This is a genomic window from Oceanobacillus sp. CFH 90083, from assembly GCF_009389585.1.
In the GTDB taxonomy this organism is placed as follows: domain Bacteria; phylum Bacillota; class Bacilli; order Bacillales; family Amphibacillaceae; genus Oceanobacillus.
This window is the reverse complement of sequence record NZ_VIYG01000025.1, coordinates 1-25,789: the sequence shown is the minus strand read 5'-3', so window position 1 is coordinate 25,789 and position 25,789 is coordinate 1. Positions and strand designations below refer to the sequence as shown.

Here is a 25,789-nt window from a genome sequence, read left to right as displayed (position 1 = left end):
AACCACCAGTTCACACTGGTGGTTTTGATTAACAATCTCCTAATTAAATAAATTACAAGAACAACACCTACAATAGCAATAACAGTAATAATCGTTCCTAGTATTCCGATGGTTTCCAGCATGTACGAAGCCCTTTCTCTATTTCATTATGGTTTAGCGCATAAATCTTAGCATAGCTTGTATTCTATAATAAGCTTGGGATTATTTCAATCTAATCTTTTTCATCTTACAGAAAACTTGACGAGCCATGCTGGTTTCTTAAAGTGCAAAAATAGCAAGTCGGCTTCTATCGCTATTAAACTGGCTTTTACTATAACGCCTCCATAGTTCCTTTTCATTCTCTTCTCTCTCATATCTCGAAAAGCTTAATCTATTATTAATGAATACTAGCATATGACAGCAGATACTTTTTAAAATAATCTATCGGTCTTGATGAATCATCCGTAATATCACTTGTGAAAACAGCTGTTAATTGATAGCTTGGGACTACAAAGATATACTGCCCATTTTTGCCGAGAGCAAAAAAAGTTTCAGGTATTTGGGGCTCTTGATCATTCCCTGTTAAGCCCCACCAGTGATAGCCGTATGAAAATGTATTATCTATTTGAAAACTGGCCGCAGTAGATTCCTCAACCCAGTCACTTGAAACAATTTGTTTGGAATTCCATTTACCTTTATTCATATATAATATCCCGATTTTTAATAAATCCTCTGTTTTCATATTCAATCCAAAACCGCCAATTGCTATTCCCTTGGAGTCACGATTCCATTTATATTGTGTTATACCTAATGGCATAAATAAATGCTTTTGTGCAAAGGTTACAGTATCTGTTCCAGTTGCTTTTTGTAAGATTGCACTTATTAACTGAGAAGAACCGCAGCTGTAAACCATTTCTTCCCCCGGCTTATATTCAACCGGCTGACTAAGTACAAATTTAACCCAATTTTTATTTGGTATCATTGCTTCATTTCCTGGCCAATATAACCCTGAAGTCATTGTTAATAAATGCTTAATCGTAATTTCATCACCAGCTGACTCCTTCCTGCTGTCTGGAAAGTATGTAGTAATCGGTGTATTCACATGCGGTATATAGCCTTTGTCTATTGCAATGCCGACAAGAGCAGATAGGACGCTTTTTGTAACAGAATATATCTTATGCTGCCTTTCCTTCATTTTATTATTTCGATAATATTCAAAAATCAGCTTGTTATCATGCTGGATGAGACAGCTGTCAATTTTATCTTTCATCACTTCTCTTTCAAAATCCTTCATAAGATTTTCATGCATATTAAATACCTCCTGAATACTGAAATTCATTTATTATAAATCTATCCAATATCTCCTCTCTTCCTTTCTAATTTCAAAGCCAAGAGACCTGTAAAGTTTTAATGCAGATTCATTCTCTGTTTAGACAAGGAGCTGTGCTTTATCCAGGCGGCAGCTTTTAAAATAGTGTAGACCTTCTGTTCTCATGCAACTGATAATTACATCAGTTGCTTAAAATAATTTATAACTTCCATATCACTTTTAAAAAGCATTAATTTGTTATCATACAGTCTTAACATGTTCAGGATTTCTGGCTTACTATGATATTCAAAAACAGTATTGTAACTATATAAATCTTTTAAAATTTTCAAACTCGGCTTATAGTTTGCTGTCTCCAAGCCCAGTTTCTGCCTGATAAACCTTTTGATGATTCTAAATCTCCTAATAGATAATTTAGTATCTAAAAATAAGATAACATCAGCATTTTGAAGACATGGAGTAACCCATTTATGATGAACTCCTTCCATAATCCACTTATCAGAATTAACTATTCTCTTCAAATATGTATCTCTTTCTTCTGGAGTCCTTCTCATATCTCCTGTATCAAATCTTTTCCAAACGACATTATCCAGTTCATGATAAGGAATGTGCAGCTGCATAGATAGTTTCATAGCTAAAGTAGTTTTTCCACTTCCAACTGAACCGATAATATGTATTTTTTCAGGAATCCTTTGATTCATTTACTCACCTCAATCTATCTGTCCTCCATACATATACCTTTATATAATACAAATCCTTCCTGCCCATTCAGAAAAAAATCGGGCAAACGTATGCCCGACTTTTCTTATTATTTCACCGACTGTATCGCTTCTTCAACAGGAGTTTGTCCACCTACTACCTGAAATCTTTTGCCGATGGTTATGTCATTTTTCAGGCTGGTATAAATCACTTTGGCGATATCCTCCCGTGGTACTTCTCCCCGTTCGACACTGGAGCCAAGTGTTACCTGATTGGTGCCTGGCTCATTGGTTAACACACCCGGATGAATGATAGTGTAGTCTAAATCCGTATTTAACAGCCATTCATCTGCATAGTGTTTCGCTACAACATAAGGTGCAAATGATTCAGGGGCAGCTTGAATAGCTTCACGGCTGGTGTCAAACGAACTGATCATGATAAAACGTTTAACGTTCGATTTTTGCGCCGCTTGAATAGTTTTTACAGCACCGTCTAAGTCAATCATCAGGGTTTTATCCTTTCCAGTTTTGGGGCCAGATCCAGCTGTAAATACCACCGCATCAACACCTTCTGCTGCTTCAGCAATCGCATCGACTTCTCCCTCTAAGTTAACGATGGCAGTTTCCGCACCTAAATCCTTGAAATAATCCGCTTGTTCCTGCCTGCGGATAAGCGCGCGTGCCTGATCTCCATTTTCCTGAATCAATTTGACCAGATGCTTCCCTATTTGTCCATTTGCTCCAACTACTAAGATATTCAAAGCATTCACCCTTTCCTTTTGGCTTTCTCTCTTTTTATTGTAAAGCTTTCAGGAGGAGATGTTAAATAATTGGATTGTGTAAATATCCTTTTGTCAGCTTCATTAAGAAATTTATTTTCTTGATAAATATAAATCAATCGTATCAAAAACATTTAATTTATCACCTGAATCTATAATTGCTTCTCTAATCTCATATTCTAAGCATTTTTTTATATCGCACGGTAAACTTCTGTGGTCTGAATAAGTATTTAATAATGAAATATAGTCAGCAGCAGAGAATATTCGTTTTAAATGATACAGCTTACATACAGTATCCTTGAATCCATATGATTGAATAGTCTTTAACCTATTGTTATATCTATCTTTATCCATTTCTATTATTTTCGTATTGGAGGGTCTGTATTTTTGATATATCCTTTGAATTTTCTGATGTAATTCGTCATTATCCCGTGAAACAAATGGTCTGTTCCAAAACAATGCTAATGTTCCACCAGGTTTTAATAATTCGAGGACTTTAGGGTAGCCTTTTTCTTTTGGAATCCAGTGAAATGCGGTAGCCGAATAAATTAAGTCTATGCTGTCCTTTTGACAGCTGAAGTCTTCAAATGCTGAATGGTGCATTGTGAAATTTTTATATTCCTGAAACTTTAATTTTGAATATTCGGCGAGGTCTTTTCCTAACTCAACCGCTGTTAATTCACAATTTTTATCCAAAAATGGTTTTGTAGCCTGGCCTGTCCCGATTCCAATTTCAATTACTTTTTTTCCCTGTCCAACTTGAGCATACTCCAAAATATCTTTGAATAACTCATCACAATACCCAGGCCTCCACTTGTCATAATTCTCTGCATCCTCATTAAAAGTTAGTCGTTTATCCACGTTAACCATGTCCTCCAAGTGCATTCTAATTTTGAGTACAAGTATGGATTGTTTAAAAAATATTTAACTTTTCATATCCATTATGCCTGTCCATATTAACATAAATCTGATATAAATAATTATTTTTAGAAGCTCTGTACGAACAAAAAAGAGGCTCAGCTGAACCTCTTTTTCTACCATGTTACTTTTCTGTTTTCTAGTATGGGTCTAAATCAAACTTCGCATAGTAGTCTGCTTGATTTTCCTTCCAATCTTCCATGGAAAAATGACGAACAAACCCGTTATCACCACGCACTATTACTGTTTCCTCATCCTTAGTAATTCTCATACTGTAATTTACATCTGGATCCACTTCTATTTCCTCAATGCTTGCACTGGCAACCTCGCTCTTTGGTTGTTCTTCCTCCTGAACACCGGCAGATTCAGTCTCTGCCGATTCAGCTGCTTCAACGTAGCTTCGGATCTGATATCGTTCTGTATCCGATAAATCATCCCATTGCTTGTAGCTGGTCATAAATGTTAATGCAAGAACAAGCAGCAAAACGGGCATGACGCCTGTTATAACTTTTTTCACTTTATCTTCCTCCTGCGATTATTATTGGTTCTCTTCTACTTGCCATATACCATTTCTCCGGGAGTCTGCGGACCCGTAAATTGTCTCGGTCTCCTCATCGATCACAAGTGATTGAATACCACCATAAAAGTCAATGTCCGTTTGATTGTAGATTTCATATCCTCTGGCCCTCAAGCCGGATTGAACATCAGTATCCAGCTCTGTTTCTGTGAAAATATCATTACCTTCTATATAAAATCTATCATCTTCAACAGCTTCCTCGAATGGTTCATTAAATATCAAATGCTTCACAAGCACTTGGGTCATCACCATCGGAATTCTTTTACCGCCTGGTGAACCGATACCGATTGTTCTTTCACCATTCGTCAAAATGGTTGGGCTTGTAAAGCTTCTCGGTGTTTTTCCCGGTTCAATACTATTTAATGAGTCATCCCTAGTACTGAAGTTCTCCATTTGGTTATTCATAAAAAATCCGGCTACATTATCCCCGGAACCAAAAAAGTTCCCTAATGTATGTGTTGCTGATACCATTGTACCATCTTGATCGATAATGACAAAGTGTGTCGTATTATCATGATCTTCTTCGTCTGATATCGAATCGTTTACTTCATAATCCTCTGATAGTTCATCAAGTGAAATGGTGTCTGCCATCTGTTTTGTGTAGTCGGCAGATGTCAGCTCATTTGTCGGTATGGTATCCGTAAAGAATCTGTCTCCAACATTTTCGACCCGATCATCATAAGATCGTTTGGAAATTTCTCCGATAAGGTGGATATAATCTCTTTGATTATTCTCTGTCGATGCAATATTTAACTGCTCCGCCATTTGTAAGGATTGAATTAATGTAACTCCTGCTAATGGCGGCGGCGCAGAATAAACATCATAGCCGGCAAAGGTTCCGTGTGCTGCATCCGTTGTTTTTGCAGTATAGCTGCTTAAGTCTTCTGCTACTAATGTATCTTCATGTTCTAATATTTGATCTGCAATCGGTCCATTATAAAAAGCATCCGCTCCGCCTTCCTGGATTAAACGTAATGTATCCGCTAATTTGGGCTGCTTCAATATATCATTTATTTCTAAAATTTCACCGTTTGGGAAAAACTCTTCCAATTCTGCAACATCCATCCGGTAAGACCCTTTACTCAGTCGATTTACTAAATGGTTGTCCACTTCAAATCCTTCCTCCGCATAATCAATTGCAGGCTGGATTAACTCTTCCATCTCCATCGAACCTAAGTCATGATTTAGCTTCTCCATTCCTTTTACCAATCCTGGAATAGCAAAGGTTTCTGGCTCTGCCCCTGACTCCGGTGCAGTTTCACGGTACTCGTAAACTGTCGGCTCGTCCGCATTATGTGGATAAATCAACATTTCTCCACCGCCGCCGATCCCGGAACCATAAGGCTCAACAACACCAAGCACGTAGGTAACAACAACTGCCGCATCCGCAGCATTACCGCCTGCTTCCAGTACATTCATCCCTGCTTCCACTGCCAACGGATGAGAAGCACTAACACCGTATCCTTCCGATGTATTCACCGTTTCTGATTGTTCCACACCATAATCCGTCGTTGTTATTTCCTCCTCAAACATCCCTTGCTGTGTATAAACAAAGACCAGTCCTGCTGCGACAATAATTGTCAATATCGTAATAAACTTTTTATTGCCCATTATCAGAACCCCTTTCCTCTAAAACATCCGAATGGTCCACTTCCAAAATTAATTTTCCATCCTCTTTTTTAAAATTCTCCTCCGGCTGGTTTCTCATTAATTGCAAATGAATTTTCATTTGATTATATTTGTTTTTCGTTACATAAGGCTGTGCTCCGTTGATACGCAGCGGCGTAATTTCAAATCTGCCTGTCCCGTCACTTAATAAATCATATTGGACGATCGCACTATCCTTGGTTCTGGACCAGCCCTGATCAAAAACAAAGTTGCCGAGTCCATAAAAAATAACACCATCTTTATATTTTTCAACTTCGGATAATACGTGGGAATGATGCCCGATAATCGCATCCGCACCAACATCGATCATTGCCCTTGCCAGCTCCGTTTGTCTCGGGTGCGGCTGATTATCATATTCAACGCCCCAATGCATATTTACAAAAACCAGATCTGCGTTTTGATTCGCTTCCTCGATCATCGGAAATATATTATCTGGCAGCGCACGTGCAACACCAGCCCGATAACCGAGCGCTGAGAAGCCTTCAACAAGGGCGTCTGTATAGCCAAGTGTTGCAATCCTTATACCATTTACTTCCTGATAATCAATTGTGGTTGCTTCTTCTATATTTTCCCCTGCACCAACATAGTCTAAACCTATGTTATCCAGTGTTGAAATTGTATCATTCAATCCTTCTGAGCCATAATCCATCATGTGGTTATTAGCCAAATTGAGCACTGTAAAATTCATTTCTTTTAAAGCATGCGCCGCATCTGCATCCGTATGTAGATGAATTCGCTTATCTATTTGCTCATAGTTTTCTTCATCCTGCAGTAAAATGGGATTTTCAAAATTACCGGACACATAATCCGCATTGTCAAAGAAAGGCTTTATTTTTTCAAAGGGATAGGTTGTCCCGTATTTTTCTGTCACATCTTCCACATGGCGCCCAAACATAATATCACCAACAAACGCAGCTGTGAACTCTGAATCAGCTCTTTTCTCAACCTCTGCGACATCTGATGAAAAGAAGATTTTATGTCCGGCAATATAGAGAACAATGACAGCTAAACCAATGATTACATGCTTACCTGCAGATTTTTTTTGACGTTTCCCCATCCGTAATATTTTTTCCTGGTATGTTAATTTTTTAGACATATAAACCCTTCCTATATCATGTAATAAACGCTTAAAATAACAAAGGTCAGTGCACCCAATAAAAGCGAGCTTCCGATTGTAATAATAGCTCCCTGTTTTTGAATAGTATTCGCGATAAGACCAGGGACAATAACCCCGATTCCTCTAAATTCCAATATTTCAAATGGGAGCATCGGATAGGCATAATCCAGAAGCAGCTTCAGTACAATTCCTACTGATAACATGGCGGCAAATTTTCTCCGTCCATAAAGCAGTACAATACGTGACAATCCATAGGTCACAATGACATACGTTAAAAGGCTGATGCCAAATATAACAGCAATAAATATAGGCTGGTCAAAAACCAGTGCTAAATATCCCGGCACAACCAGCCCCGCCGGAACAATGCCAGTTTTCTCTGAAAAAAGTAAGCTTAGAATAACTCCAAGCACAAGTGCGATATATAAATCTGAGCCAAACATTCTATGATCCTCCTATTTCTGCGTGGGCTTGAAATTTTTCAACTAATGGTTCCGCAGCTCCGTGGATGTTCCCTATCCCATAAATAATATGATCCGATGCGGTGTCGATTAATGTTTCATAGATTTCGTCCGTTGACTTGCCTTGAAGGTCAATGATTCGATTGACTTTTAGCTTGCCTGACTTTACTGCACTCTTAATCGGGTCTGCTTTTTCACCAATCAAGACAAGCGCATCCATCGGGATATGTGGTAAAACATCATCTACAAATTGAATCGTCCGGTCCACGCGGTCTGCCCGGCAATTCATTACGATAATTGGATTCTTTTCAGAATAACCTAAAGATTTCACATTTTCCCAAATATTAATGGTCGATACGGAATCATTGGCTGCAAATCCGTTGACGAAATATGCTGATGCATGATCATCCCTCAGCTGCATGATCCGCATTGCGCCTGGATCGGGTTGTGCCTTAAGCATGCCACGAAATGCCGTTTTTTCATCAATATCCAATGCTTCGGCAACTGCTAATGCCAACGAAGCATTTTCCGGAAAAATCATATAGTCAAATTTTCGTAAATAGGCATCCGGAATTTTACAATTATCAGCAACAATCACCTTCGTATCTCTTTTTGCTGCTTCTTGTTTAAAATATTCTACGTATGGTCCATCCGAAATAATCAAATGTCCATTATGTGGAATAGTAGCTGTAAAAGCCTCGGCAACTTCATCTAATGTAGGTCCCATCACATCCATATGGTCTTCCAGCACATTAACAATCACACCTATGTTCGCTTGCAGCAGTTTCTCTTGAAAGACAATTTGATAATCCGGGTTAACGGCCATACACTCACTGACCAAAGCCTCGGCACCCATCTCTGCTGACTTTTTCACAACCATTTTCTGTTCGCGGATATTCGGTCCCTCGGGACGCCGGGTAATAGGTTCTTCCTCTGATGTATTCCAATAAATCATCCTTGCTGAAGTACCAGTTGTTTTGCCGATTGTTTTATATCCAGCCTCTTTGATAATACCTGTAATTAAGCGCGTTACTGTTGATTTCCCACGGATTCCATTCACATTTACCCGAATCGGCAGAGCATTTATATGCTTTTGATGTGAATGCCACTCCATAATACCGATAATCAATGCAATAACGAGCACAATTGGAATCAATAACATAACAATATCCTTCCTTTATCATTCATCGAATCATGAAGATAACAGATCTTCACTCCTGCAAATTATCCAGTAAATTACTAAGATAGATTGCGACAATATCAAAGCCATTTTAACAAAAAATGATATATTAACAAGAAAAATCCCTTTTTTTTATTCTAATTTTAATATCCGTGACAAATCTGACTTCCAAATGAAATAAAATATACGTCGAATAGCTACATCGTCATTTAAATTTTGCTAGTCTATTATATTAGTTTTTATATAGTTATTGATCTTCCAATATTTACCTTCGTTTAATTTGTAGAAAAAGTAGTACATGGAAAGTTATCCAGATGGTGAGATAAGCAATCGTTTGCCTAAATAAAAAACTTTTCATGGTTCTATTAATTAACCGCAACAGTTTAATTCTTCTGAATGGAGAAATTATAACCCCTTATAAAAAAAGCTTGCTACCCTTACGTAGAAAGGGTGGCAAGCTTAAAACTTTTTCCAGATCAATAAAGAATACTAGTATCAAGATCAGTATAGTACTTTAATTACCTTCTATTGCAGACGAATCGTTATATCCATTCATCGCTCTAAGTTGTTTTTAAGTATAAGGACAAATTTATTACCTATGTCATTTGACATAAAACAGGTAATTAAAAAGGGAGAATCCCACATCAAATCTTGATGCGACAATCCTCCTTTCCATTCGCAGCATTGAAATAACAGCTCTGATAAATCAGTTTATAGGCCTGCTTTAATACAAATATTCACCGTTTAACCATGAGTTTTTATACCGGTCCGTTCATTAAAAGCCTGTTCCGGCTGAGACCCTCTCGGAAATGCGGTTAACCCTGTTTTCGTCAAATCTTTAATTCCATATGCTCGAAGCAATGAAATTAACGCATCGACCTTCTCCGGTTTTCCGGTTACCTGTATGGTTACACTCTCTTTGCTGATGTCAATCACATCTGCTCGAAACGTAGAAATCAGTGTCATAATCTCTGCTCTAGTCTGATTGTTAGCTACAACTTTGATTAAGGCGAGTTCCCTTGTTACAATGGCTTTTTCTGTAACATCCAATACTTTGATAACATCAATTTGCTTATTTAATTGTTTCGTCAGCTGTTCCATTCTCCGCTTATCATTGACGTCGACAACAAATGTCATCTTGGAAATTCCTTTGATATCGGAAGCACCGACAGAAATACTTTCAATATTGAACTGACGCCGGTGCAGCATACCAGTGATCCGATTTAACACGCCGCCATGGTCCTGAACTGTTGCAATAATGATTCGTTTCATTTTGTCACCCCGATCATTTCATGCATTCCTTTGCCTGGAGCAATCATTGGATAGACACATGCCTCTTTCGTTATTCGACAATCGATGACTACTGGACCATCGTATGCAAATGCTTCCTCCAGAGCTTGTGGTACATCTTTTTCATCCGATACCAGCATTCCTTTAATGCCGTAGCATTTTGCCAGGCCGACAAAGTCAGGATTTTCTGTAAATAAGGAATGGGCGTATCGCTTTTCATAAAATGTTTCCTGCCATTGTCTTACCATTCCTAATGCTTCATTATTCAAAATAATTACTTTCACCGGAAGATTTTGAGACTTTAAGATGGATAATTCCTGCGATGTCATTTGAAATCCTCCATCACCTACGATCGCTAAAACAAGCTGATCCGGTTTAGCAATTTGTGCTCCAATGGCAGCCGGGAAACCAAATCCCATCGTGCCAAGCCCTCCGGATGTAACCCAATTATTTGGATTTTTGAAAGCGTAGAACTGTGCTGCCCACATTTGATGCTGCCCTACATCTGTCGTTACAATTGCTTCTCCCGATTTTTCATGGATCTGTTCGATGAACCATTGCGGGCTGACCGGAGTGCTTCCCCGTTCATACCAGAGTGGATATCTTTCTTTATTAATGCTCAATTTATCCAGCCAGTCCGTGTAGTTACCACGCTTTACCTCTTGCTGTAATAATGCCTCCAACGTTTGCTTTGCATCGGCAACAATCGGAATTTCTGTTTCAACATTTTTTCCGATTTCAGCAGGATCGATATCGATATGCGCCACCCTTGCATGCGGGGCAAAATGCTGAAGGTTTCCAGTCAATCTGTCATCAAACCGCGCTCCAATATTGATTAAAAAATCAGATTCATAAATTGCTGTATTTGCTGTATAGGTTCCATGCATACCACCCATCCCAAGTGATAAAGGGTCCTTTCCAGGATAGCTTCCAAGTCCTAATAAGGTAGTAACAACCGGAATTTCCCAATTATGAACGAATTGCTTTAATTCCTCTGTCGCTTCAGAGAAAAGTACACCCGCTCCGGCAAGCAATACAGGTCTTTCAGCTTGACTAAGTGCATTGGTAAATTTTGAAATTTGCATGGGATTCGGATAGATCGTCGGCTGGTAACCTGGCAGATGAAACGTATCTTTCCATTCATTAATAGTTACTGTTTCAGAAATATTTTTGGGAATATCAATCACCACCGGCCCTTTTCTTCCTGATGTAGCTAGGTAAAATGCCTCATTCACGATTCTTGGAAGCTCTTCAATATCATTTACCTGATAATTATATTTTGTAATTGGAGTGGTGATACCAACCATGTCTGCTTCCTGAAAAAAATCTGTTCCAATAAATTGCTTAGCAACCTGTCCCGTAAAAATAATCAGCGGAATAGAATCCATCATGGCATCTGCAATCCCAGTTATCAGATTGGTTGCACCCGGCCCCGAGGTAGCAATAACCACACCCGGTTTGCCTGATACTCTTGCATATCCCTCCGCTGCATGTATGGAGCCTTGCTCATGTCGTGAAAGAATATGTTTAAAGGATGTATTATTTCGGTGCAATGCGTCATAAATAGGTAACACCGCACCTCCCGGATAACCAAAGACAACCTCTACATCCGCCTTCTCCAATGCCTGAACCAGTACATCAGCTCCTGTGACTACATTTCGCTTCCTTGCTGCTTCCTGATTTGCAATTTCTTTCAATGTAATTCGCCTCCTTTTTAATTTAAAAATGATATTACGGTAAATCCTTCTTTGCATACATGCAACCGGGATAGGAAAGGTTGTTTTTATGCGAAAAAAAAGACCCTTTTCGCCCCATACATGTATAACGATCATGTATGGGGCGAAAAGAATCTGCTTTTCACGGTACCACCCAGTTTTGCAATACTTTCTCAAACATTACCTCTACAGCTACGTGTGCTGTATTTGATAACAGGTACTTTTTTTTTGAAAGAAGCACCTGGCCACATATAATCGGATTACCTTTCCATGCGGCACTCAGGGACGACATCGGAAAAAACTGCTATTCCAGGCTCCCAGCACCCCCGGATCTCTGTTAAAGCTGTTTCTTTTCTCCTTTTTTTCCCGTCAACGTATTTGATCATATTCTATTTCAATGTACTTTAAAATGCTTTTGTTAAGAAGGATTTTATATTGCGAACAATCATATCTTTTTTCTTTATCATTGTCAATAGATTTTTTGATTTTTATCATAATTCAATCTAATTAAATGAATAGCTGTAATCATTACTTCATCAGAGATAGACAGCAGGCTCATCTCCATCCGTGTTTGGTTGACTGATACCCAAATTTTCATTTTTAAAATGGTCTGGTATTTCACCGGTTTCTGCAATAAATTGTGCAAGGCTGGCATGGGAAGCCTCCGTTCCTTTATACACCTCGCCCTTCTTCGTCAATTGAAAATCTGTAATTGGCTTATTCGTTAACCAGACAGGGCGCAAATGGTGTAATCCAGTACAGCATTTTCAATAACGTCCGCTGCTTTTTGATTAACCGGTCGTGTTTGACCTGTCATCTGAAAATCCCAGGAATTAAAAGGTTCAGGCAATTCATTGTAGATCCCGCCTGCATTGATGTCAATAATTCGCTTGACCTTTATTTCTATCATCGCTTTTACCAAAATTTCCGTTGTATCTCCTAAATCTATTCCCAATAGTATTGATAACAATATCCTGTACCCGATTAGCCTGACGTAAGAAAAGTGTCAGCTTTACATCTTCTTGTGCTTGTAACCGGGGGATGGTTTCTATGGCGAAACGGCCATTCGCACCAATGATAATAACGTGCTTCATTAGGTTACCTTCCTTGTATTTGCTATTTACCTAAAATTTTAATCACATTGTACTGCCCTAAGGAACTCTGACTGAAAAACCATCATTCACTGTTTCTGGTAGTCAGCCTTGATTATATCCTAAGTTCAGCGCTACTGTATCAGCTCTTTCATACTTTCCTCAAGAATGGCTATTCCTTTTTCTATGCCGTCCTCATCAATGATTAAAGGAGGTAATAATTTAATCACATCATCATTTACCCCCGATGTCTCCATGATCAGCCCTTTTTCAAATGCCTTTGCTGTTATTTTTGGAGCAGTATCAGGGGTCCTGCAAGCAATTCCCTGCATGAATCCTCTTCCTCTTAATTCTCCATCTATAAATGGATAATCCTTGATTCAGACCCCCTGAGTGAATAACATGTAGATCTATTATTTCTTCACTTTATAGCGCAGCCAAACGCCGCCATTCTCTCTTTTTTCTACATGGTCTAAATCAAATGCGACAGGAATATCCGTTGACAATCCTTCTTTCGTTTGGAATAAAGCATGCGTAGAAGCAGAGCCGTCAGCAAACGGTGCCATCATAATACTTACCTCATCGCAGAGACCAGCTTGAATAAAGGACCAATTAAGAACACCGCCTCCGCCAAGCATTAACGTCTTAATATGGAATAAATCCGTTAATTTCTCCATTAACAGCTCATAATTCAGCGTATCCTGCCCCGCAATAACGTAAGAAATGTTTAATTTTCTGAGCATTGCTTTATATTCATTGCTGGCTTTTTCCGTTAATACCTCAATAATATGCGCTTTTGTATCCCGGTATTGCAGGTTATTACTCTCCCAGGCAAGTCTTCCAGACGGGTCCACCGAAACATAATACTTAGGCAAGTCTGTTTCTGCGATATAATCCCCTTCTGGAACAGGTGCTGCATCTTTGTCTACATCCGGCTCTCTATTCTTTGTAAAAGCCGCTTCCGATGTTGCACGTCCAGATAACCAGGCATCTGTTCGATAATGGGCATTTTCCCCGAAGGCTATTTGGTAAAAATCCAATGCATTTAAACCTCTCTCGGGAAGCTTTTTATGTGTTCCATCAATTTTCCCGTCAATAGAGGTAATCATATGGCAAAAAATATAAGGTCTGGTCATGTTAAAATCTCCTTTTCGTTGCATTGTAATAAGTAAACCATCAGATTAAAATGAATCTTCAAATTATATCACGCTCACCATAAAGCGAGAGGCTGCTTCGTTACAGGCTTTGGAAATATGGTATCGATTTGCTCCAGATCCTGCTGTGTTAATTGAATTTCAGCCGCCTTTACATTATTGAATACATGGGCAGGATTGCTGGACTGGGGAATAGCAATTGTTTCTCCATTCCGGATACACCAGGCTAATAAAATTTGAAAAATATCTGCCTGGTGTGTTTCAGCTATTTCCTTTAAAACATTTTGCTTTGTTAATCCGGTACCGGAGCTGTCACACCGGTCAACCGGTGCATAAGCAATAACCGGTATTTCCTGCTTGCTCATTACCGGAATCAGATCATATTCGATCCCCCGATCAGCCAAATTGTAGCGTACTTGATTTGCTGCACAATTTGCCCCTTCTGGAAAGGTCAGTATTTTTTCGATATCATCTGTGTCTAAATTAGAAACACCCCACGCTTTAATCTTGCCTTGGTTTTTAGCTTTTTCTAATGCTTCCACCGTTTCTTGAAGAGGGATGCTCCCTTGCCAGTGAAGCAAATATAGATCCAAGTAATCGACATTTAATCGTATTAGACTATGATCAAGGCTAATCGGTAATTGCTTTTTAGAAGCGTTAGAAGGGAGAACCTTAGAAATAAGAAACAAATCTTCCCGATTATAAAGATAAGGTTTGATGGCTTGAGCTATCAAATGCTCGGAATTCCCATCACCATACATTTCAGCTGTGTCGATTACTTGAACACCGTTATCCAGACCCATTTGTATCGCTTTTATTTCCTGATCAAATTTATTTGACTTGTCTCCCATCTTTAACGTACCTAAACCGATAGGAAACACTTCTCTTCCGGCAATTTTTACTTTTTTCATCTGTCTCTCCCTCCAGCCTTTTTTATTATTAAAAATCTACTTTATTTTTGGGGAATGACAATAACTCTTTTCCAGTTATTCTAATTCTGAAAGCGGGATTCGATAAAGCCTGTCATCATTATTCTCAGGAGTACCTCTCCCATCTCCGTTATTACTTACAAAATAAAGATAGTTATCCTCAATCCGTACATCCCGAATTCTTCCCAGATCACTGATAACTTCACGATACTCTTCTGTCTCAAGATCAAATTCCAAAACAGCTGTTCCTCTTAAGGCAGCGACATATAATGTATCCTCATCATATGCCATACCAGACGGAGCCCAGGTTTCATTGCTTCCAGAAGTAAATAAAGGTGAAATCATTCCATCCTGCTCTTCCTCTCCTTCAATAACCGGCCAGCCGTAATTTTCACCTGCTTCAATTAAATTGACTTCATCATTCGCATTTTCCCCATGCTCACTTGCATACATCACACCATCCGATGACCAGGTAATCCCTTGAGGATTACGATGTCCATAGCTATAAACATAGGAGTCCGGGAATGGGTTATCTGCCGGTATCGATCCATCCAGGTTCATTCTTAAAATTTTACCGCCTAATGAATCCAGATCTTGCGCTATTTCACGTTCCGACGCATCTCCTGCTGTTGCATAAAGCATTCCGTCCGGCCTTATTTTAAGCCTTCCTCCATGGTGATAAGTACCGCTGGGGATTTCATCAAGAAGTACGCTCTCTTCTGTCCAAGTATTATCTTCTAATTGAAGTGTTACAATACGATTAAATTGTCCCTCGCTGCTTTCATACGTATAGTAAGCATAGGCCTGATTTGATTCGGAAAAATCAGGAGCAAGCGCAAAACCAAGTAACCCTGCTTCTGAAGCTGTTGATACTTCATGTTCGAGCTCCACTTCCTGCCGTTCTGACGCACCATTCTCTATTCGGACAATGCTCCCTGCCCGTTCCGTGACATAAAAGGTATCTTCTATCAGTTCCATCGACCATGGAACGTCCAAATTTTCTGCAATAACCTCTAAACCTTCGATAGGTACAGAGGATTCCTCTTGTGGTGTTTCTTCTGAATCGGAAGTACCTTGTTCCTCATTCGCTGAACAGCCAATGAGGAACAGAACACCAATCAAATATCCTGAAAAGATTTTTTTCATACACATCACTCCTCACATCATTACTTTTTATTAACTACATCGTGCTTGTGTCGATTACGAAGCGATATCGGACGTCAGAAGCCAAGACACGTTCGTAAGCTTCATCAATTTGATCGGCAGAAATCACTTCAACCTGTGGGGCAATGTTATGTTTAGCACAAAAGTCTAACATTTCTTGCGTTTCACGAATCCCGCCAATCATGGAACCTGCAAATGACCGGCGGTGACCGATAAGAGATTGTACGTTTAAAGACAAGGGCTCTCCTGGAGCACCAACATTTACCAATGTACCATCCAGCGTAAGTAACCCAAAATAAGCATCTATATCAATTTTTGCACTTACGGTATTAATAATTAAATCAAAAGAGCCGGCAAGTTTCTCAAATGTTTCCGGATTACTTGTTGCATAGTAATCCGCTGCCCCAAATTGCAATCCGTCGTCTTTTTTATTCAACGTTTGTGATAAAACAGTTACCTCAGCCCCCATCGCATGTGCAATTTTGACAGCCATATGACCAAGTCCTCCCATTCCCACAACTGCTACCTTCTTACCTGAACCAGCTTTCCAATGATTTAACGGAGAATACGTTGTAATTCCTGCACAAAGTAATGGTGCGGCGACTTCAAGGCTGATGCTTTCAGGTATACGAAGTACAAAATCTTCCGGAACAACAATATGGGTGGAATAGCCGCCTTGCGTATGCTCCCCGTACTTATCAACCGCTGCATAGGTGTCTATTTTTCCCTTAAGGCAGTACTGTTCTTCTCCTTTAAGACAATTTTCACACTCTCCACAGGAATCAACCATACAGCCAACGCCTGCTCGATCACCGATTTTATATTTTGTAACCTCTGGGCCTACATCCGTCACAATTCCTGCAATCTCATGCCCGGGAACCAGCGGATAATGTACCTCTCCCCAATCACCACGGGCAGTATGGATGTCCGAGTGGCAAATACCGGCATATTTAATTTCAATGAGTACGTCCCCTTTATCCAGATTACGGCGTCTAATTTCAGCCTCCCGAAAAGATTTATCTGGCCCATCAACAGCTCGTGCTTTAGCAATAACCATACCTAAAACCTCCAATAATATATTTTTTATAAGGTGTTGGTGACAGATATGAATAACTTCATCAAATGGAATTCTCTTTTATTCACATTAATCCGTCTATCCCTCCTTATTTTTNATTTTTTATAAGGTGTTGGTGACAGATATGAATAACTTCATCAAATGGAATTCTCTTTTATTCACATTAATCCGTCTATCCCTCCTTATTTTTTTGGCAGGTAAGAAAGTATAAACTTTCTTACTGCATAAGCGCAACTAAGGATGTCACCTAAAAGCTTGGTGACAACCAAGTTTTCTAAGGAATTATCTTACTTCATGAAGTTAACTTTAGGGCAAGTATTTCACTTTATTTTTTTAATTTATTTCAAAAGCCCTTCATAACCGGCCAAATAACATTCACTATCGTAAAGCTAATGTTATTCAATCGATTGTCCATTAAAAGAATTTGTTTTCTATTTTGTTCGACTTTCATTTTGACACTAAAAAAATAGTATGGTAATATTTTTCACAATCTTAAAGCTTACTTAAGGTTTAAATCTAACAGGGGGAGATTAGCATGAATTATTCTATCGGCGAAGTTGCTAAAAAATTGAATTTCAAAATACATACATTACGCTATTATGACAGAGAGGGTCTGATTCCTTCTGTTGAGCGTACCGCTAACGGCACAAGAGTGTTTAAGGAATCGGATATAGAGTTATTAAAATTTATTCAATGCTTAAAAAACAGTGGAATGGCCATTAAAGATATCAAGAATTTTATCGAATGGTCATCAGAAGGAGACTCTACCCTGCAGCAAAGATATGATCTATTTCAAAAACAAAAGATTGCTGTTGAGAAACAAATTGAGGAGCTGCAAGAAGCTCTGAATGTTATCGAGCATAAAAGTAATTATTATAAGGCGGCACTGGATGCCGGAACAGAAGATGCTCAGGGTAAAAAGAAAATTGGTACCAGTGTTTTAGATTAATATAAATCAACTGTATTTCATACATGAATTTATAAAATACAGTTGATTTTATTTATATCTTAACAAAGACCTGCTGATGAATTATCAAAACCGGTAAACATCAGGCCGCAGTTTTGTACAAGGTATTTCGAAGCACAATAAATATAAAACCTGCTATTAAGGCAGCAACACCGACAAACAGAATTTCCCTTGTTCCAATTTGCGATATAATCATTCCAGCGGCAGCTGTTCCAATCGTTGTACCTAAGTTAACAGCTGTGAGAAACAAACCATTTGCGAAATCCGGAGCTTTTGGTGCGGCAGACATAATCCAATACTGATTGATGTTTGCACCAATTCCTCCTAAAATCCCCCATACCAAAATCATCATAGCAGTTGGAACGGTTAGTTCAGCTACAGGGTAGAAAATAAGATAAAGCGTAATTAAAGCGATTGGAAAAATAGTTACCGTACGGATTGGACTTTCCGAAAGCAGCCTGCCTGCTATAATATTTCCCAGAATATTTGCCAAACCATAAACCAAGAGCATAATACTAATTAAATTAGATGACATATTGGTTACTGTACCTAAATATTCAGCAAGGTAACTATAAACCCCGAAGATAGCTGCATTAATCAGCAGAACCGCTAAAATTGAGAGCCATGTAATTCCTTTTGTTAATATTTTCAGCTGCGATCCGTAAGAAAGTCTTTCTGTAACAGGCATCGAAGGCACCAAAATAATCGTCGCAATTAATGTAAAAATATTAACGATAGCGAAAAAGGCCATTCCTGCTTGAACGGAAATCGCATCAGCAATAAAACTGACAATTGGAACACCTAACACCATCCCTGCAGAAACACCGATAAATACTTTAGAGATAGCTTTCGGTGCTTCCTTTTCGCTGACAGAGGCACCAGCAACCGATAAAGCCATCGATACATAAACCGGATGAAAAAAAGCTGGTATGACACGCGAAATTACAGCAACCGTAAAATTAGTTGTAAAGACGGAAATAATGTTACCTATAATAAAAATAGTCAGCACCATTATCATGACATGTTTCCGATTCATACCGGAAAACACCAGCGGCATTGTCGGTCCGGCAATGGCAATAGCGAGTGCAAACAGACTCACTAATAAGCCTGCAGTCGAGACGCTGACATCAAAATATTCCGCTAAATCCGGGAGTATCCCAATAACTCCCATCTCGGTGTTGATAATACCAAAAACTCCGACTGCTAATATAAATATAAGTAAACCTTGCGAATTCTTCATAAACTACTACTCCATTTTAATAGGCTGATTATTTTTATATCGCTCGATGGCAAAGTGAATATGATCTGTTAAATGAATATAAATACTATCATTTAGACTTTTCCCTAATCTTGCTTGTGCATAGGTAATAATCCTTTCAGTAATCTCCACCATCTCCATGGGTATATTGGAGACGATGGATTTAAACTTATTCATTGTATCTTCATTCTCCAGAGCAAAAATTTTATCAACTTGCTCCGGATTAAACTCCCCTTTTAAGTAATTACTTTTCAATAACATCATAATCCGGTATTATTCAAATATCAAATACCTATATCGAATAGTTAAATATACATAAAAGGCATAGGACTATTTATTATAGAAATTCGAGTATGATATTTAAATGATAACCAACTGCTGACAGTTCCTATCTAAACCTATTCACGAAATTTTTTTACCAAGGCTGATTGGTTGGTCCTACAGTAAACTCGTTTACATTGACATCTTCAGGCTGGTTAATGGCAAATTCTACAACATTGTCAATACGGTCCGGGGTAATGCCATATTGTTTATAGAGTTCTGTGGCACCTTCCAGAGTGTCTTTATCCGTAATGGTATCAAGCAATTCTGTATTAATAGCTGCCGGATATATGGTTGCTGTACGGATATTGGTTCCCTCCTGTGCAGATTCCATACGCAGCACTTCCATCAAATCACGTACTGCCCATTTTGTTGCACCATAAACTGCGCCGCCTGGATAAGCTTTCAGCCCTGCTACAGAAGAAGTAGTAATCACATGTCCAGATTTTTGTTCAATAAACATTGGTAATACCGCAGCGATTCCGTTTAAAACACCTTTAATGTTAACATCCACCATGCTGTTCCATTCATCTACTTTTAATTCGGATAATGGGGAATTAGGCATAAGTCCCGCATTTAAGAAGATAACATCCACTCCTCCGAAAGTATCTTTCGCAGTTTGAACCAGCTCTTCATTATCTTTTGGATTCACAACATCTGTTACTTTATAGACCGCTTCTCCACCTTCACTTTTGATTGCTTCGGCCAGCTCTTTTAACTTGTCCTCGCGACGGGCTCCCAATACTACTTTCGCACCTTTTGACGCTAATAATTTTGCAGTCGCCTCTCCAATTCCTGATGAAGCTCCTGTAATAATAACCACTTTATCTTGAATTGTCATGCTGTTTTCTCTCCTTTATTCTTGAATAGTTATACTATATATCCTAAAGTTAACTTCATGGCAAAGATTTTGTTTTACTGGTAGGATCTCAGTGCTAAATGAGGAGTCAGATAATTATATTTACTCTAACCTTTCAATGGTAACAGTAAAATCTTCATCAATATCATCAAGTAATTCTACTCCTGATTCGATTTCCCCCATTTTAACCAGTCCATTGGAGTATCTGTGACTATCATAAAAAAAGGTTATGTTTCCCCAAGGAGAAAAATAAGAAAAATCTCCACGTTTAGGTGTATAGCCATCAGGTGTTCCTTCCGTAGTTAGTTCTTCCGGCGGATAAGCCAGCTTTTCAAATCCAGCATACTCTTCGAAAGTTAACGTTAAGGGAAGCTGGTCTAAAAGTTCTCTGCTTGTTGGATTATCATAAACATTGATAATGATTTCTCCACTGTCAAGCGTTGCTACAATTTTTTCTTCTGAACCATCTGAATCATTATTATTCTCCGAAGAATCCTGACTGCTTTCGTCATTTATTTCCTCTGATGTATCCTCTTCTTCATTTGAATCCTCCTGATCGTTTTCGTTACCCCGATCATTTATCGCTTCACTTTCATCAGAAATATTTCCGTCATTGCTATCATTTCCACATGCTGCAAGAGTGAAAATAATCATCAAAGTGAAAGCAAATACCAATATTTTCTTCATTTCATTTATAGCCTCCCCTAATATAATAAAAAGCAGCATATGCTAAAATACATCTCTGCTATACTTGTTTGAAAAGTCTAAACAGCTTGCACAGCCGAACCAATAAGCTTAGCATTCTTTTCAGCAAGTAGCTTCAAAATGGCTCACCGTTTCCACTAGCTGCTCCCATAATAATAATTACTTTATTCTTCGTTGGCATTTAGAAGTTCCCTTTTTGAGTGACTTTCTTTTCTGTTTAATATCGTAATTTAAGCGAATTAAAAATATAAGATCCAAGCACGTATGGAAATCTAAGCTAAAAAAGTGTGAACCCCTACAAAATATAAGAGATTCACACAATGTTTTACTTAGATGATAATCGGTATATAACTTTCCATTTTCAGCACTGAACCAATTGGTTTTTTTACAAATTTTCTTGGAAGAAAGATTCTAATTCGTCAAATGGAATTAATTCCATATCATCGTACAAATCTACATGTCCTGCATCTGGTACAATATAAAGCTCACTTTCTTCTCCTGCCAGCTCATAAGCATCTTCGCTATGACTTCTAGAATGCGCATTCTCTCCAGCAACAAAGAGAATTGGGCGTGGACTAATTGTCTCAATTTGTTCAAATGGGAAGAAGTTCATTAACGCTCCTCTGCTGGTCATGCTCATTGGCAAAGAACGAGGGTGCTCTCCTCTGGATGTCGCATAGTATTCAGCAAATTCTTCAGCTGCTGCTTCTTGTGAAGGCTTAAGTTCTACCGCATTTCCGATTAAATCCTGGACTGGCTCTCCTCCTTCGGCTTCAACCCAGCGCTGTTCAGCAGCCTCCTCAAGAGCTAATTCCCACTCTTCTTCGGTCATTACCTCATCCGATACAGGTATTAAACCTAATCCTTCTCGATGGGCACGCCCCATGTCATACATGCTCACTGTTGCAACAGCTTGCAATCTGGGGTCCACCTGCGCAGCATTGATGGTAAACCCGCCACTGCCACAAATACCGATAACCCCAATACGATCACGGTCCACTAAATCACGCGTTCCTAAAAAATCTACTGCTGCACTGAAATCTTCAACAAATGCTTCTGGAGAGGCAATATTACGAGGCTCACCGCCACTTTCTCCATTATAAGAAGCATCAAAAGCAACCGTTACAAAGCCACGTTCTGCCATCTCCTGAGCATACAAGCCTGAAGACTGTTCCTTCACAGCGCCGAACGGGTGTCCAACAATAATGGCAGGCATTTCTTCTGAAGCATTCGCACCATTCGGAACATACATATCTGCAACTAATTCAATTCCCAGTCTATTTTCGAATGTTACTTTTTCGTGTGTCACCTCATCGCTCTGAGGAAAAGTTTTATCCCATTCCGGGGTGTCTACTGTTTCTGCTTGAAGTCCACTTTCTGGAGTGTTTTCATTATTGGCAGCTTCATCTTCGTCACTGCATGCAACAAGGATAAACATAGTACTAAATAACAATACTACAGCAGTTTTTCTAAGTGTTTCTAAATATTTTTTGTTCATTTTTAGCCTCCTGTTAATTGTTAAACTAAATGTTCTACTTGAGTGAAAAAAATTGAAAAAGATTTGAGATTTGGTTTCTCTAAACGAATTTAAAGTTCAATTTTTGTAATGCCACCGAGGATATTTAACCATACCTGGTAAATTATTGACATTTTCAGTTAGATTTGTGACAGATACTTATTATGTGGATGAGTTGCTGATTTACCAATGCTTGAGGTTCCCGACATTACAATCATTCTTTCTTAACTTTCCATAAATCATCCCTCCTTTTAATTATCAATAATTAGTAAAGCTTTTCAGTAACATCATAAAATGATACAATTCAAATATCAAATACCTATATTAAATAGTTAAATATACATAATAAGCATAGGAGGTTTTAAAAATGGAAATTCGCTTATTACGCTACTTTATTGCAGTTGCAAATGAGCAAAATATTTCAGCAGCAGCACAATCCTTACATATATCCCAGCCGACATTATCGAGACAATTAAGTGATTTGGAAGATGAATTAGGTACCACTTTATTTATCAGAGGGAACAGAAAGATTACTTTAACGGAAGAAGGCATTTTTTTACTGACAAAGGCGAAGGAAATTGTGGGCTTAGTCGATAAAACAGAAGCAAATTTTAATCAGCCGGAAGAACTTATTAGCGGAGAAATATATATCGGCGGCGGTGAGACAGAAGCCATGCATTTTATCGCCAAAACCTTAAAAGATCTGCGGAAAGATCATCCAGCGATTCAATTTCATTTATACAGTGGCAATGCAGATGATATCAGGGATAAATTAGAGAACGGATTATTGGACTTCGGCATTGTCATTGAACCGACAGATAAGCAAAAATATGATTATATACAGCTGCCGGCTCAAGATGTTTGGGGCGTATTAATGCGCAAAGATAGTCCGTTGTCACATAATCAATCCATTCAAGCATCCGATTTAATAGATAAGCCCTTAATCATCTCCCGACAAACCACTGTCGACAATGAACTGTCCGGCTGGCTTGGGCAGAATGTGAAAGACTTAAATATTACCGGAACATATAACTTGCTCTATAATGCTTCACGAATGGTGGAAGCAGATCTCGGATATGCCTTATGTATAGATAAATTAATTAATACGTCTGGCGACAGCAATCTTTGTTTTAAACCTTTAAGCCCTAAATTAACAGCCAGTTTAAATATTATCTGGAAAAAACATCAGATTTTCTCCAATGCCGCAAACAAATTTTTAGATCAGATTCGATATAATATTGAAGTTTATAATCAGAATGAATAAATGGTGGAACTTTAGTTTTTGGCATACTAAAGAATGTAGTCCCAGTATATTCAAGTTTTAATATACTGGATTTTTTGTGAATATGTTGAACCTCAAGTAAAGATACTTTACTAAATAACTTGATGACGTAAGCATAGAGTTACTACATTTTTTAGAAACCCCAGTTTAAATTTCTTCCTGCATAATAACACTGGAAAAACGCGCACAAGAGACGCTAACCCTTGCTGTCACGCGATATTTTAGCCGGTCATGCACCAACTGCAAGAGAATTGCCGCATACTGTCCAAATTGCTATGCGCTTGCATCGTGGTAATCATTTATTTGATGAGGGATAAATGCTCCAAAAAGTACTGGTATGATAAATATTCAAATTATCCAGTTTGTCTGATCCATAGGATATCGCAATGACAATTCTCCTAGCTATCCCAGGTCAGTCAGACGTGTTTCTGATTCCCCGGTTAATCGTATACTTTACATCTTCTGGATACGACGTTTTTTTTTGCTACGTGATATCGATTATATAAATCCCATCTTTTCTGTTTTATTTTATGCATACGAGGCAGATAAGAAGCAATGCAGTGATCAAAGAAAATACATCCCCTTTTTATAACATAAATAAAAGAGGATGTACTGATAAGTAACCTGTTTTTTAAAAAGCTTCTTCCACGAAATCACTAATTACCCCTATTGCCGCTTTGCTTCCTTGACTTGCCGCAATTACCAGCTGAGACGGACCAGCTGCGTTGTCACCCGCAGCATAAATTCCTTTCACACTTGTACGACCGTATGGATCTGTTTTAATTCCCCTCATATCATTCAGCTCTAAGCCCAGCTGCTCTGCAAAAGGGAACCATTCCGTCTGTTTTCTGTCTCTTTTTCTGTCTTATCATTGGATTCGTAACCTAAATGATGATTCATTTCACCTTTCAACATGGACTCAAACATCGGTCTGAATATTTCATTCAGTGCATTTTGTATATCTTCCACGGTCTCTGGTTGGTAGTTTTCTAGAATTTGTTTTGCCAATTCAGCTGATTTCTCTTCTTGCTTTGACTTAGACAATAGAATAACCTCCCAATCGGTATATTTTTATTTTAACAATAAAAAACTAAACTGCGTAGTAAGAGCCGTACGCTCTCTTACTTACACAGTTTAGTTTACACTACCGTTGCGAAAGAATTTCAGATAATTGTTCCATTGTGAACGTTTCTACACCAGATATTTTATCTTTACCTATTCGAATATTCTTCATCGGAGATACTTCGATAACACCTCTCTTAGCAGCCCAATTAAAAAATGCTCTAAATGCCCTTAAATACGTCCTAATCGTTGTATCCTTTCCCCCCTTCTCCTCCTTCGAGTATAGGATAAATCCCGTCACTTAAAATTTCTTCTGTAATACGGCGAAGTCGCGTAGGATACCCTTGCTGTGCAAGTACTTTTCCTAGTACATTCAAACGTTCCCGATAATACTTTACTGTATCCTCACTCCGCTGGTTTAACCGTACAGAACGTAAAAAAGCCTCGACATTATTCATCGAAGCTATCGTCTATTACATTCCGATTTTGTGTGATTTCTACGGTAGTATCTGCGATAAATGTTCGCCTTTTCGCCATTTTACTCGTACCTTTCTTCGCGCAATATTTTAGTCGTGCGAAGTATATCGAGTCCTGCGTAGTGCTTATCGCATATTCATCCGAAATAGTAAACGCCAAACCCTTGCGTAGCAAGCGATTCAGCGCTTAAAAGATACCGGTGGTCGGGGTCGAATATGACCCT

At 38.6% G+C, this 25,789-nt stretch carries 27 protein-coding genes and 2 pseudogenes; 2 read left to right on the top strand and 27 right to left on the bottom strand.

What is annotated here, in order from left to right; genetic code table 11:
• Nucleotides 1-376: 376 nt before the first annotated feature.
• From FLK20_RS20545 to FLK20_RS20465, 18 genes and pseudogenes are all read right to left on the bottom strand, one after another.
• Nucleotides 377-1,288 carry a serine hydrolase domain-containing protein gene (locus FLK20_RS20545; RefSeq protein WP_227995230.1) on the bottom strand — a complete coding sequence of 304 codons (912 nt, stop codon included), beginning with the start codon at nucleotides 1,286-1,288 and terminating at the stop codon, nucleotides 377-379.
• Between the two features lie 197 nt (nucleotides 1,289-1,485).
• A complete protein-coding gene (locus FLK20_RS20540) occupies nucleotides 1,486-2,007 on the bottom strand; it encodes a P-loop NTPase family protein (RefSeq protein WP_152658470.1) in 522 nt (173 codons plus the stop codon).
• A gap of 107 nt (nucleotides 2,008-2,114) precedes the next feature.
• Nucleotides 2,115-2,765, bottom strand: a complete 651-nt coding sequence (locus tag FLK20_RS20535; protein ID WP_152658469.1) for an SDR family oxidoreductase — start codon at nucleotides 2,763-2,765, stop codon at nucleotides 2,115-2,117.
• A 111-nt stretch (nucleotides 2,766-2,876) separates the two neighbouring features.
• Nucleotides 2,877-3,644: a class I SAM-dependent methyltransferase gene (locus tag FLK20_RS20530; RefSeq protein ID WP_152658468.1), complete on the bottom strand. Its 768-nt coding sequence runs from the start codon at nucleotides 3,642-3,644 to the stop codon at nucleotides 2,877-2,879.
• A 196-nt stretch (nucleotides 3,645-3,840) separates the two neighbouring features.
• Entirely contained in the window at nucleotides 3,841-4,218 is a 378-nt protein-coding gene (locus FLK20_RS20525) for a hypothetical protein (protein WP_152658467.1), read from the bottom strand.
• A 21-nt stretch (nucleotides 4,219-4,239) separates the two neighbouring features.
• On the bottom strand, nucleotides 4,240-5,889 hold the full coding sequence (locus FLK20_RS20520; RefSeq protein WP_152658466.1) for a gamma-glutamyltransferase family protein: 1,650 nt from the start codon (nucleotides 5,887-5,889) through the stop codon (nucleotides 4,240-4,242).
• The gene (locus FLK20_RS20515; protein ID WP_152658465.1) at nucleotides 5,879-7,042 is read right to left on the bottom strand and encodes a CapA family protein; all 1,164 of its coding nucleotides are present in this window, start codon (nucleotides 7,040-7,042) and stop codon (nucleotides 5,879-5,881) included. The genes FLK20_RS20520 and FLK20_RS20515 overlap by 11 nt, the downstream gene beginning before the upstream one ends.
• Before the next feature lie 11 nt (nucleotides 7,043-7,053).
• A complete protein-coding gene (pgsC, locus tag FLK20_RS20510; protein ID WP_152658464.1) occupies nucleotides 7,054-7,503 on the bottom strand; it encodes a poly-gamma-glutamate biosynthesis protein PgsC in 450 nt (149 codons plus the stop codon).
• A 1-nt stretch (nucleotide 7,504) separates the two neighbouring features.
• A complete protein-coding gene (gene pgsB, locus FLK20_RS20505; protein WP_152658463.1) occupies nucleotides 7,505-8,683 on the bottom strand; it encodes a poly-gamma-glutamate synthase PgsB in 1,179 nt (392 codons plus the stop codon).
• A gap of 762 nt (nucleotides 8,684-9,445) precedes the next feature.
• Nucleotides 9,446-9,973: an acetolactate synthase small subunit gene (gene ilvN / locus FLK20_RS20500; RefSeq protein WP_152658462.1), complete on the bottom strand. Its 528-nt coding sequence runs from the start codon at nucleotides 9,971-9,973 to the stop codon at nucleotides 9,446-9,448.
• On the bottom strand, nucleotides 9,970-11,688 hold the full coding sequence (gene ilvB / locus FLK20_RS20495; RefSeq protein ID WP_227995226.1) for a biosynthetic-type acetolactate synthase large subunit: 1,719 nt from the start codon (nucleotides 11,686-11,688) through the stop codon (nucleotides 9,970-9,972). Before ilvB ends, ilvN begins: the two co-directional genes overlap by 4 nt.
• 554 nt (nucleotides 11,689-12,242) lie before the next feature.
• Nucleotides 12,243-12,616: pseudogene (locus FLK20_RS22345) on the bottom strand (NAD(P)H-binding protein).
• On the bottom strand, nucleotides 12,585-12,800 hold the full coding sequence (locus FLK20_RS22340; RefSeq protein ID WP_370453222.1) for a Rossmann-fold NAD(P)-binding domain-containing protein: 216 nt from the start codon (nucleotides 12,798-12,800) through the stop codon (nucleotides 12,585-12,587). Before FLK20_RS22340 ends, FLK20_RS22345 begins: the two are co-directional and overlap by 32 nt.
• A 131-nt stretch (nucleotides 12,801-12,931) precedes the next feature.
• Nucleotides 12,932-13,159 (bottom strand): aminotransferase class III-fold pyridoxal phosphate-dependent enzyme, encoded by a 228-nt coding sequence (locus FLK20_RS20485; RefSeq protein WP_227995234.1) that lies wholly within the window; start codon nucleotides 13,157-13,159, stop codon nucleotides 12,932-12,934.
• 51 nt (nucleotides 13,160-13,210) lie between these two features.
• Complete coding sequence (locus tag FLK20_RS20480; protein WP_152658460.1) at nucleotides 13,211-13,933, bottom strand: dihydrofolate reductase family protein; 723 nt, start codon at nucleotides 13,931-13,933, stop codon at nucleotides 13,211-13,213.
• Between the two features lie 74 nt (nucleotides 13,934-14,007).
• Nucleotides 14,008-14,862 carry an aldo/keto reductase gene (locus tag FLK20_RS20475; RefSeq protein ID WP_152658459.1) on the bottom strand — a complete coding sequence of 285 codons (855 nt, stop codon included), beginning with the start codon at nucleotides 14,860-14,862 and terminating at the stop codon, nucleotides 14,008-14,010.
• A 75-nt stretch (nucleotides 14,863-14,937) separates the two neighbouring features.
• Nucleotides 14,938-16,026: a PQQ-dependent sugar dehydrogenase gene (locus FLK20_RS20470; protein WP_152658458.1), complete on the bottom strand. Its 1,089-nt coding sequence runs from the start codon at nucleotides 16,024-16,026 to the stop codon at nucleotides 14,938-14,940.
• 34 nt (nucleotides 16,027-16,060) lie between these two features.
• Entirely contained in the window at nucleotides 16,061-17,101 is a 1,041-nt protein-coding gene (locus FLK20_RS20465; RefSeq protein ID WP_152658457.1) for an NAD(P)-dependent alcohol dehydrogenase, read from the bottom strand.
• A gap of 553 nt (nucleotides 17,102-17,654) precedes the next feature.
• Here FLK20_RS20465 and FLK20_RS20460 point away from each other — a divergent pair.
• A complete protein-coding gene (locus tag FLK20_RS20460) occupies nucleotides 17,655-18,068 on the top strand; it encodes a MerR family transcriptional regulator (RefSeq protein ID WP_152658456.1) in 414 nt (137 codons plus the stop codon).
• A 100-nt stretch (nucleotides 18,069-18,168) separates the two neighbouring features.
• Here FLK20_RS20460 and FLK20_RS20455 read toward each other — a convergent pair whose 3' ends face one another.
• The 5 genes from FLK20_RS20455 to FLK20_RS20435 all read right to left on the bottom strand — a co-directional run bounded on the left by FLK20_RS20455 (nucleotide 18,169) and on the right by FLK20_RS20435 (nucleotide 22,727).
• Complete coding sequence (locus FLK20_RS20455) at nucleotides 18,169-19,326, bottom strand: MFS transporter (RefSeq protein ID WP_152658455.1); 1,158 nt, start codon at nucleotides 19,324-19,326, stop codon at nucleotides 18,169-18,171.
• A 6-nt stretch (nucleotides 19,327-19,332) separates the two neighbouring features.
• Nucleotides 19,333-19,599, bottom strand: coding sequence for a PRD domain-containing protein (locus FLK20_RS20450; RefSeq protein ID WP_227995213.1), 267 nt, complete (start codon nucleotides 19,597-19,599; stop codon nucleotides 19,333-19,335).
• A gap of 160 nt (nucleotides 19,600-19,759) precedes the next feature.
• Nucleotides 19,760-20,506, bottom strand: a complete 747-nt coding sequence (locus FLK20_RS20445) for an SDR family oxidoreductase (RefSeq protein WP_152658453.1) — start codon at nucleotides 20,504-20,506, stop codon at nucleotides 19,760-19,762.
• Between the two features lie 120 nt (nucleotides 20,507-20,626).
• On the bottom strand, nucleotides 20,627-21,211 hold the full coding sequence (locus FLK20_RS20440) for a cyclophilin-like fold protein (protein ID WP_227995212.1): 585 nt from the start codon (nucleotides 21,209-21,211) through the stop codon (nucleotides 20,627-20,629).
• 403 nt (nucleotides 21,212-21,614) lie between these two features.
• Nucleotides 21,615-22,727, bottom strand: coding sequence for an alpha/beta hydrolase (locus FLK20_RS20435; protein WP_227995201.1), 1,113 nt, complete (start codon nucleotides 22,725-22,727; stop codon nucleotides 21,615-21,617).
• A 385-nt stretch (nucleotides 22,728-23,112) separates the two neighbouring features.
• Here FLK20_RS20435 and FLK20_RS20430 point away from each other — a divergent pair, with 385 nt between their 5' ends.
• Complete coding sequence (locus FLK20_RS20430) at nucleotides 23,113-24,009, top strand: LysR family transcriptional regulator (RefSeq protein WP_152658452.1); 897 nt, start codon at nucleotides 23,113-23,115, stop codon at nucleotides 24,007-24,009.
• 649 nt (nucleotides 24,010-24,658) lie between these two features.
• On the opposite strand, the gene FLK20_RS20425 is transcribed toward FLK20_RS20430, so the two are convergent.
• The 4 genes and pseudogenes from FLK20_RS20425 to FLK20_RS20415 form a co-directional block, all read right to left on the bottom strand.
• Nucleotides 24,659-24,820: an FAD-dependent oxidoreductase gene (locus FLK20_RS20425; protein WP_227995200.1), complete on the bottom strand. Its 162-nt coding sequence runs from the start codon at nucleotides 24,818-24,820 to the stop codon at nucleotides 24,659-24,661.
• Between the two features lie 38 nt (nucleotides 24,821-24,858).
• Nucleotides 24,859-25,071, bottom strand: a pseudogene (locus FLK20_RS20420) (transposase); the annotation flags it as partial.
• Between the two features lie 100 nt (nucleotides 25,072-25,171).
• Nucleotides 25,172-25,390, bottom strand: a complete 219-nt coding sequence (locus FLK20_RS22335) for a phage integrase SAM-like domain-containing protein (protein WP_194165709.1) — start codon at nucleotides 25,388-25,390, stop codon at nucleotides 25,172-25,174.
• Nucleotides 25,332-25,547 (bottom strand): hypothetical protein, encoded by a 216-nt coding sequence (locus tag FLK20_RS20415; RefSeq protein ID WP_152658450.1) that lies wholly within the window; start codon nucleotides 25,545-25,547, stop codon nucleotides 25,332-25,334. The genes FLK20_RS22335 and FLK20_RS20415 overlap by 59 nt, the downstream gene beginning before the upstream one ends.
• Nucleotides 25,548-25,789: the final 242 nt, after the last annotated feature.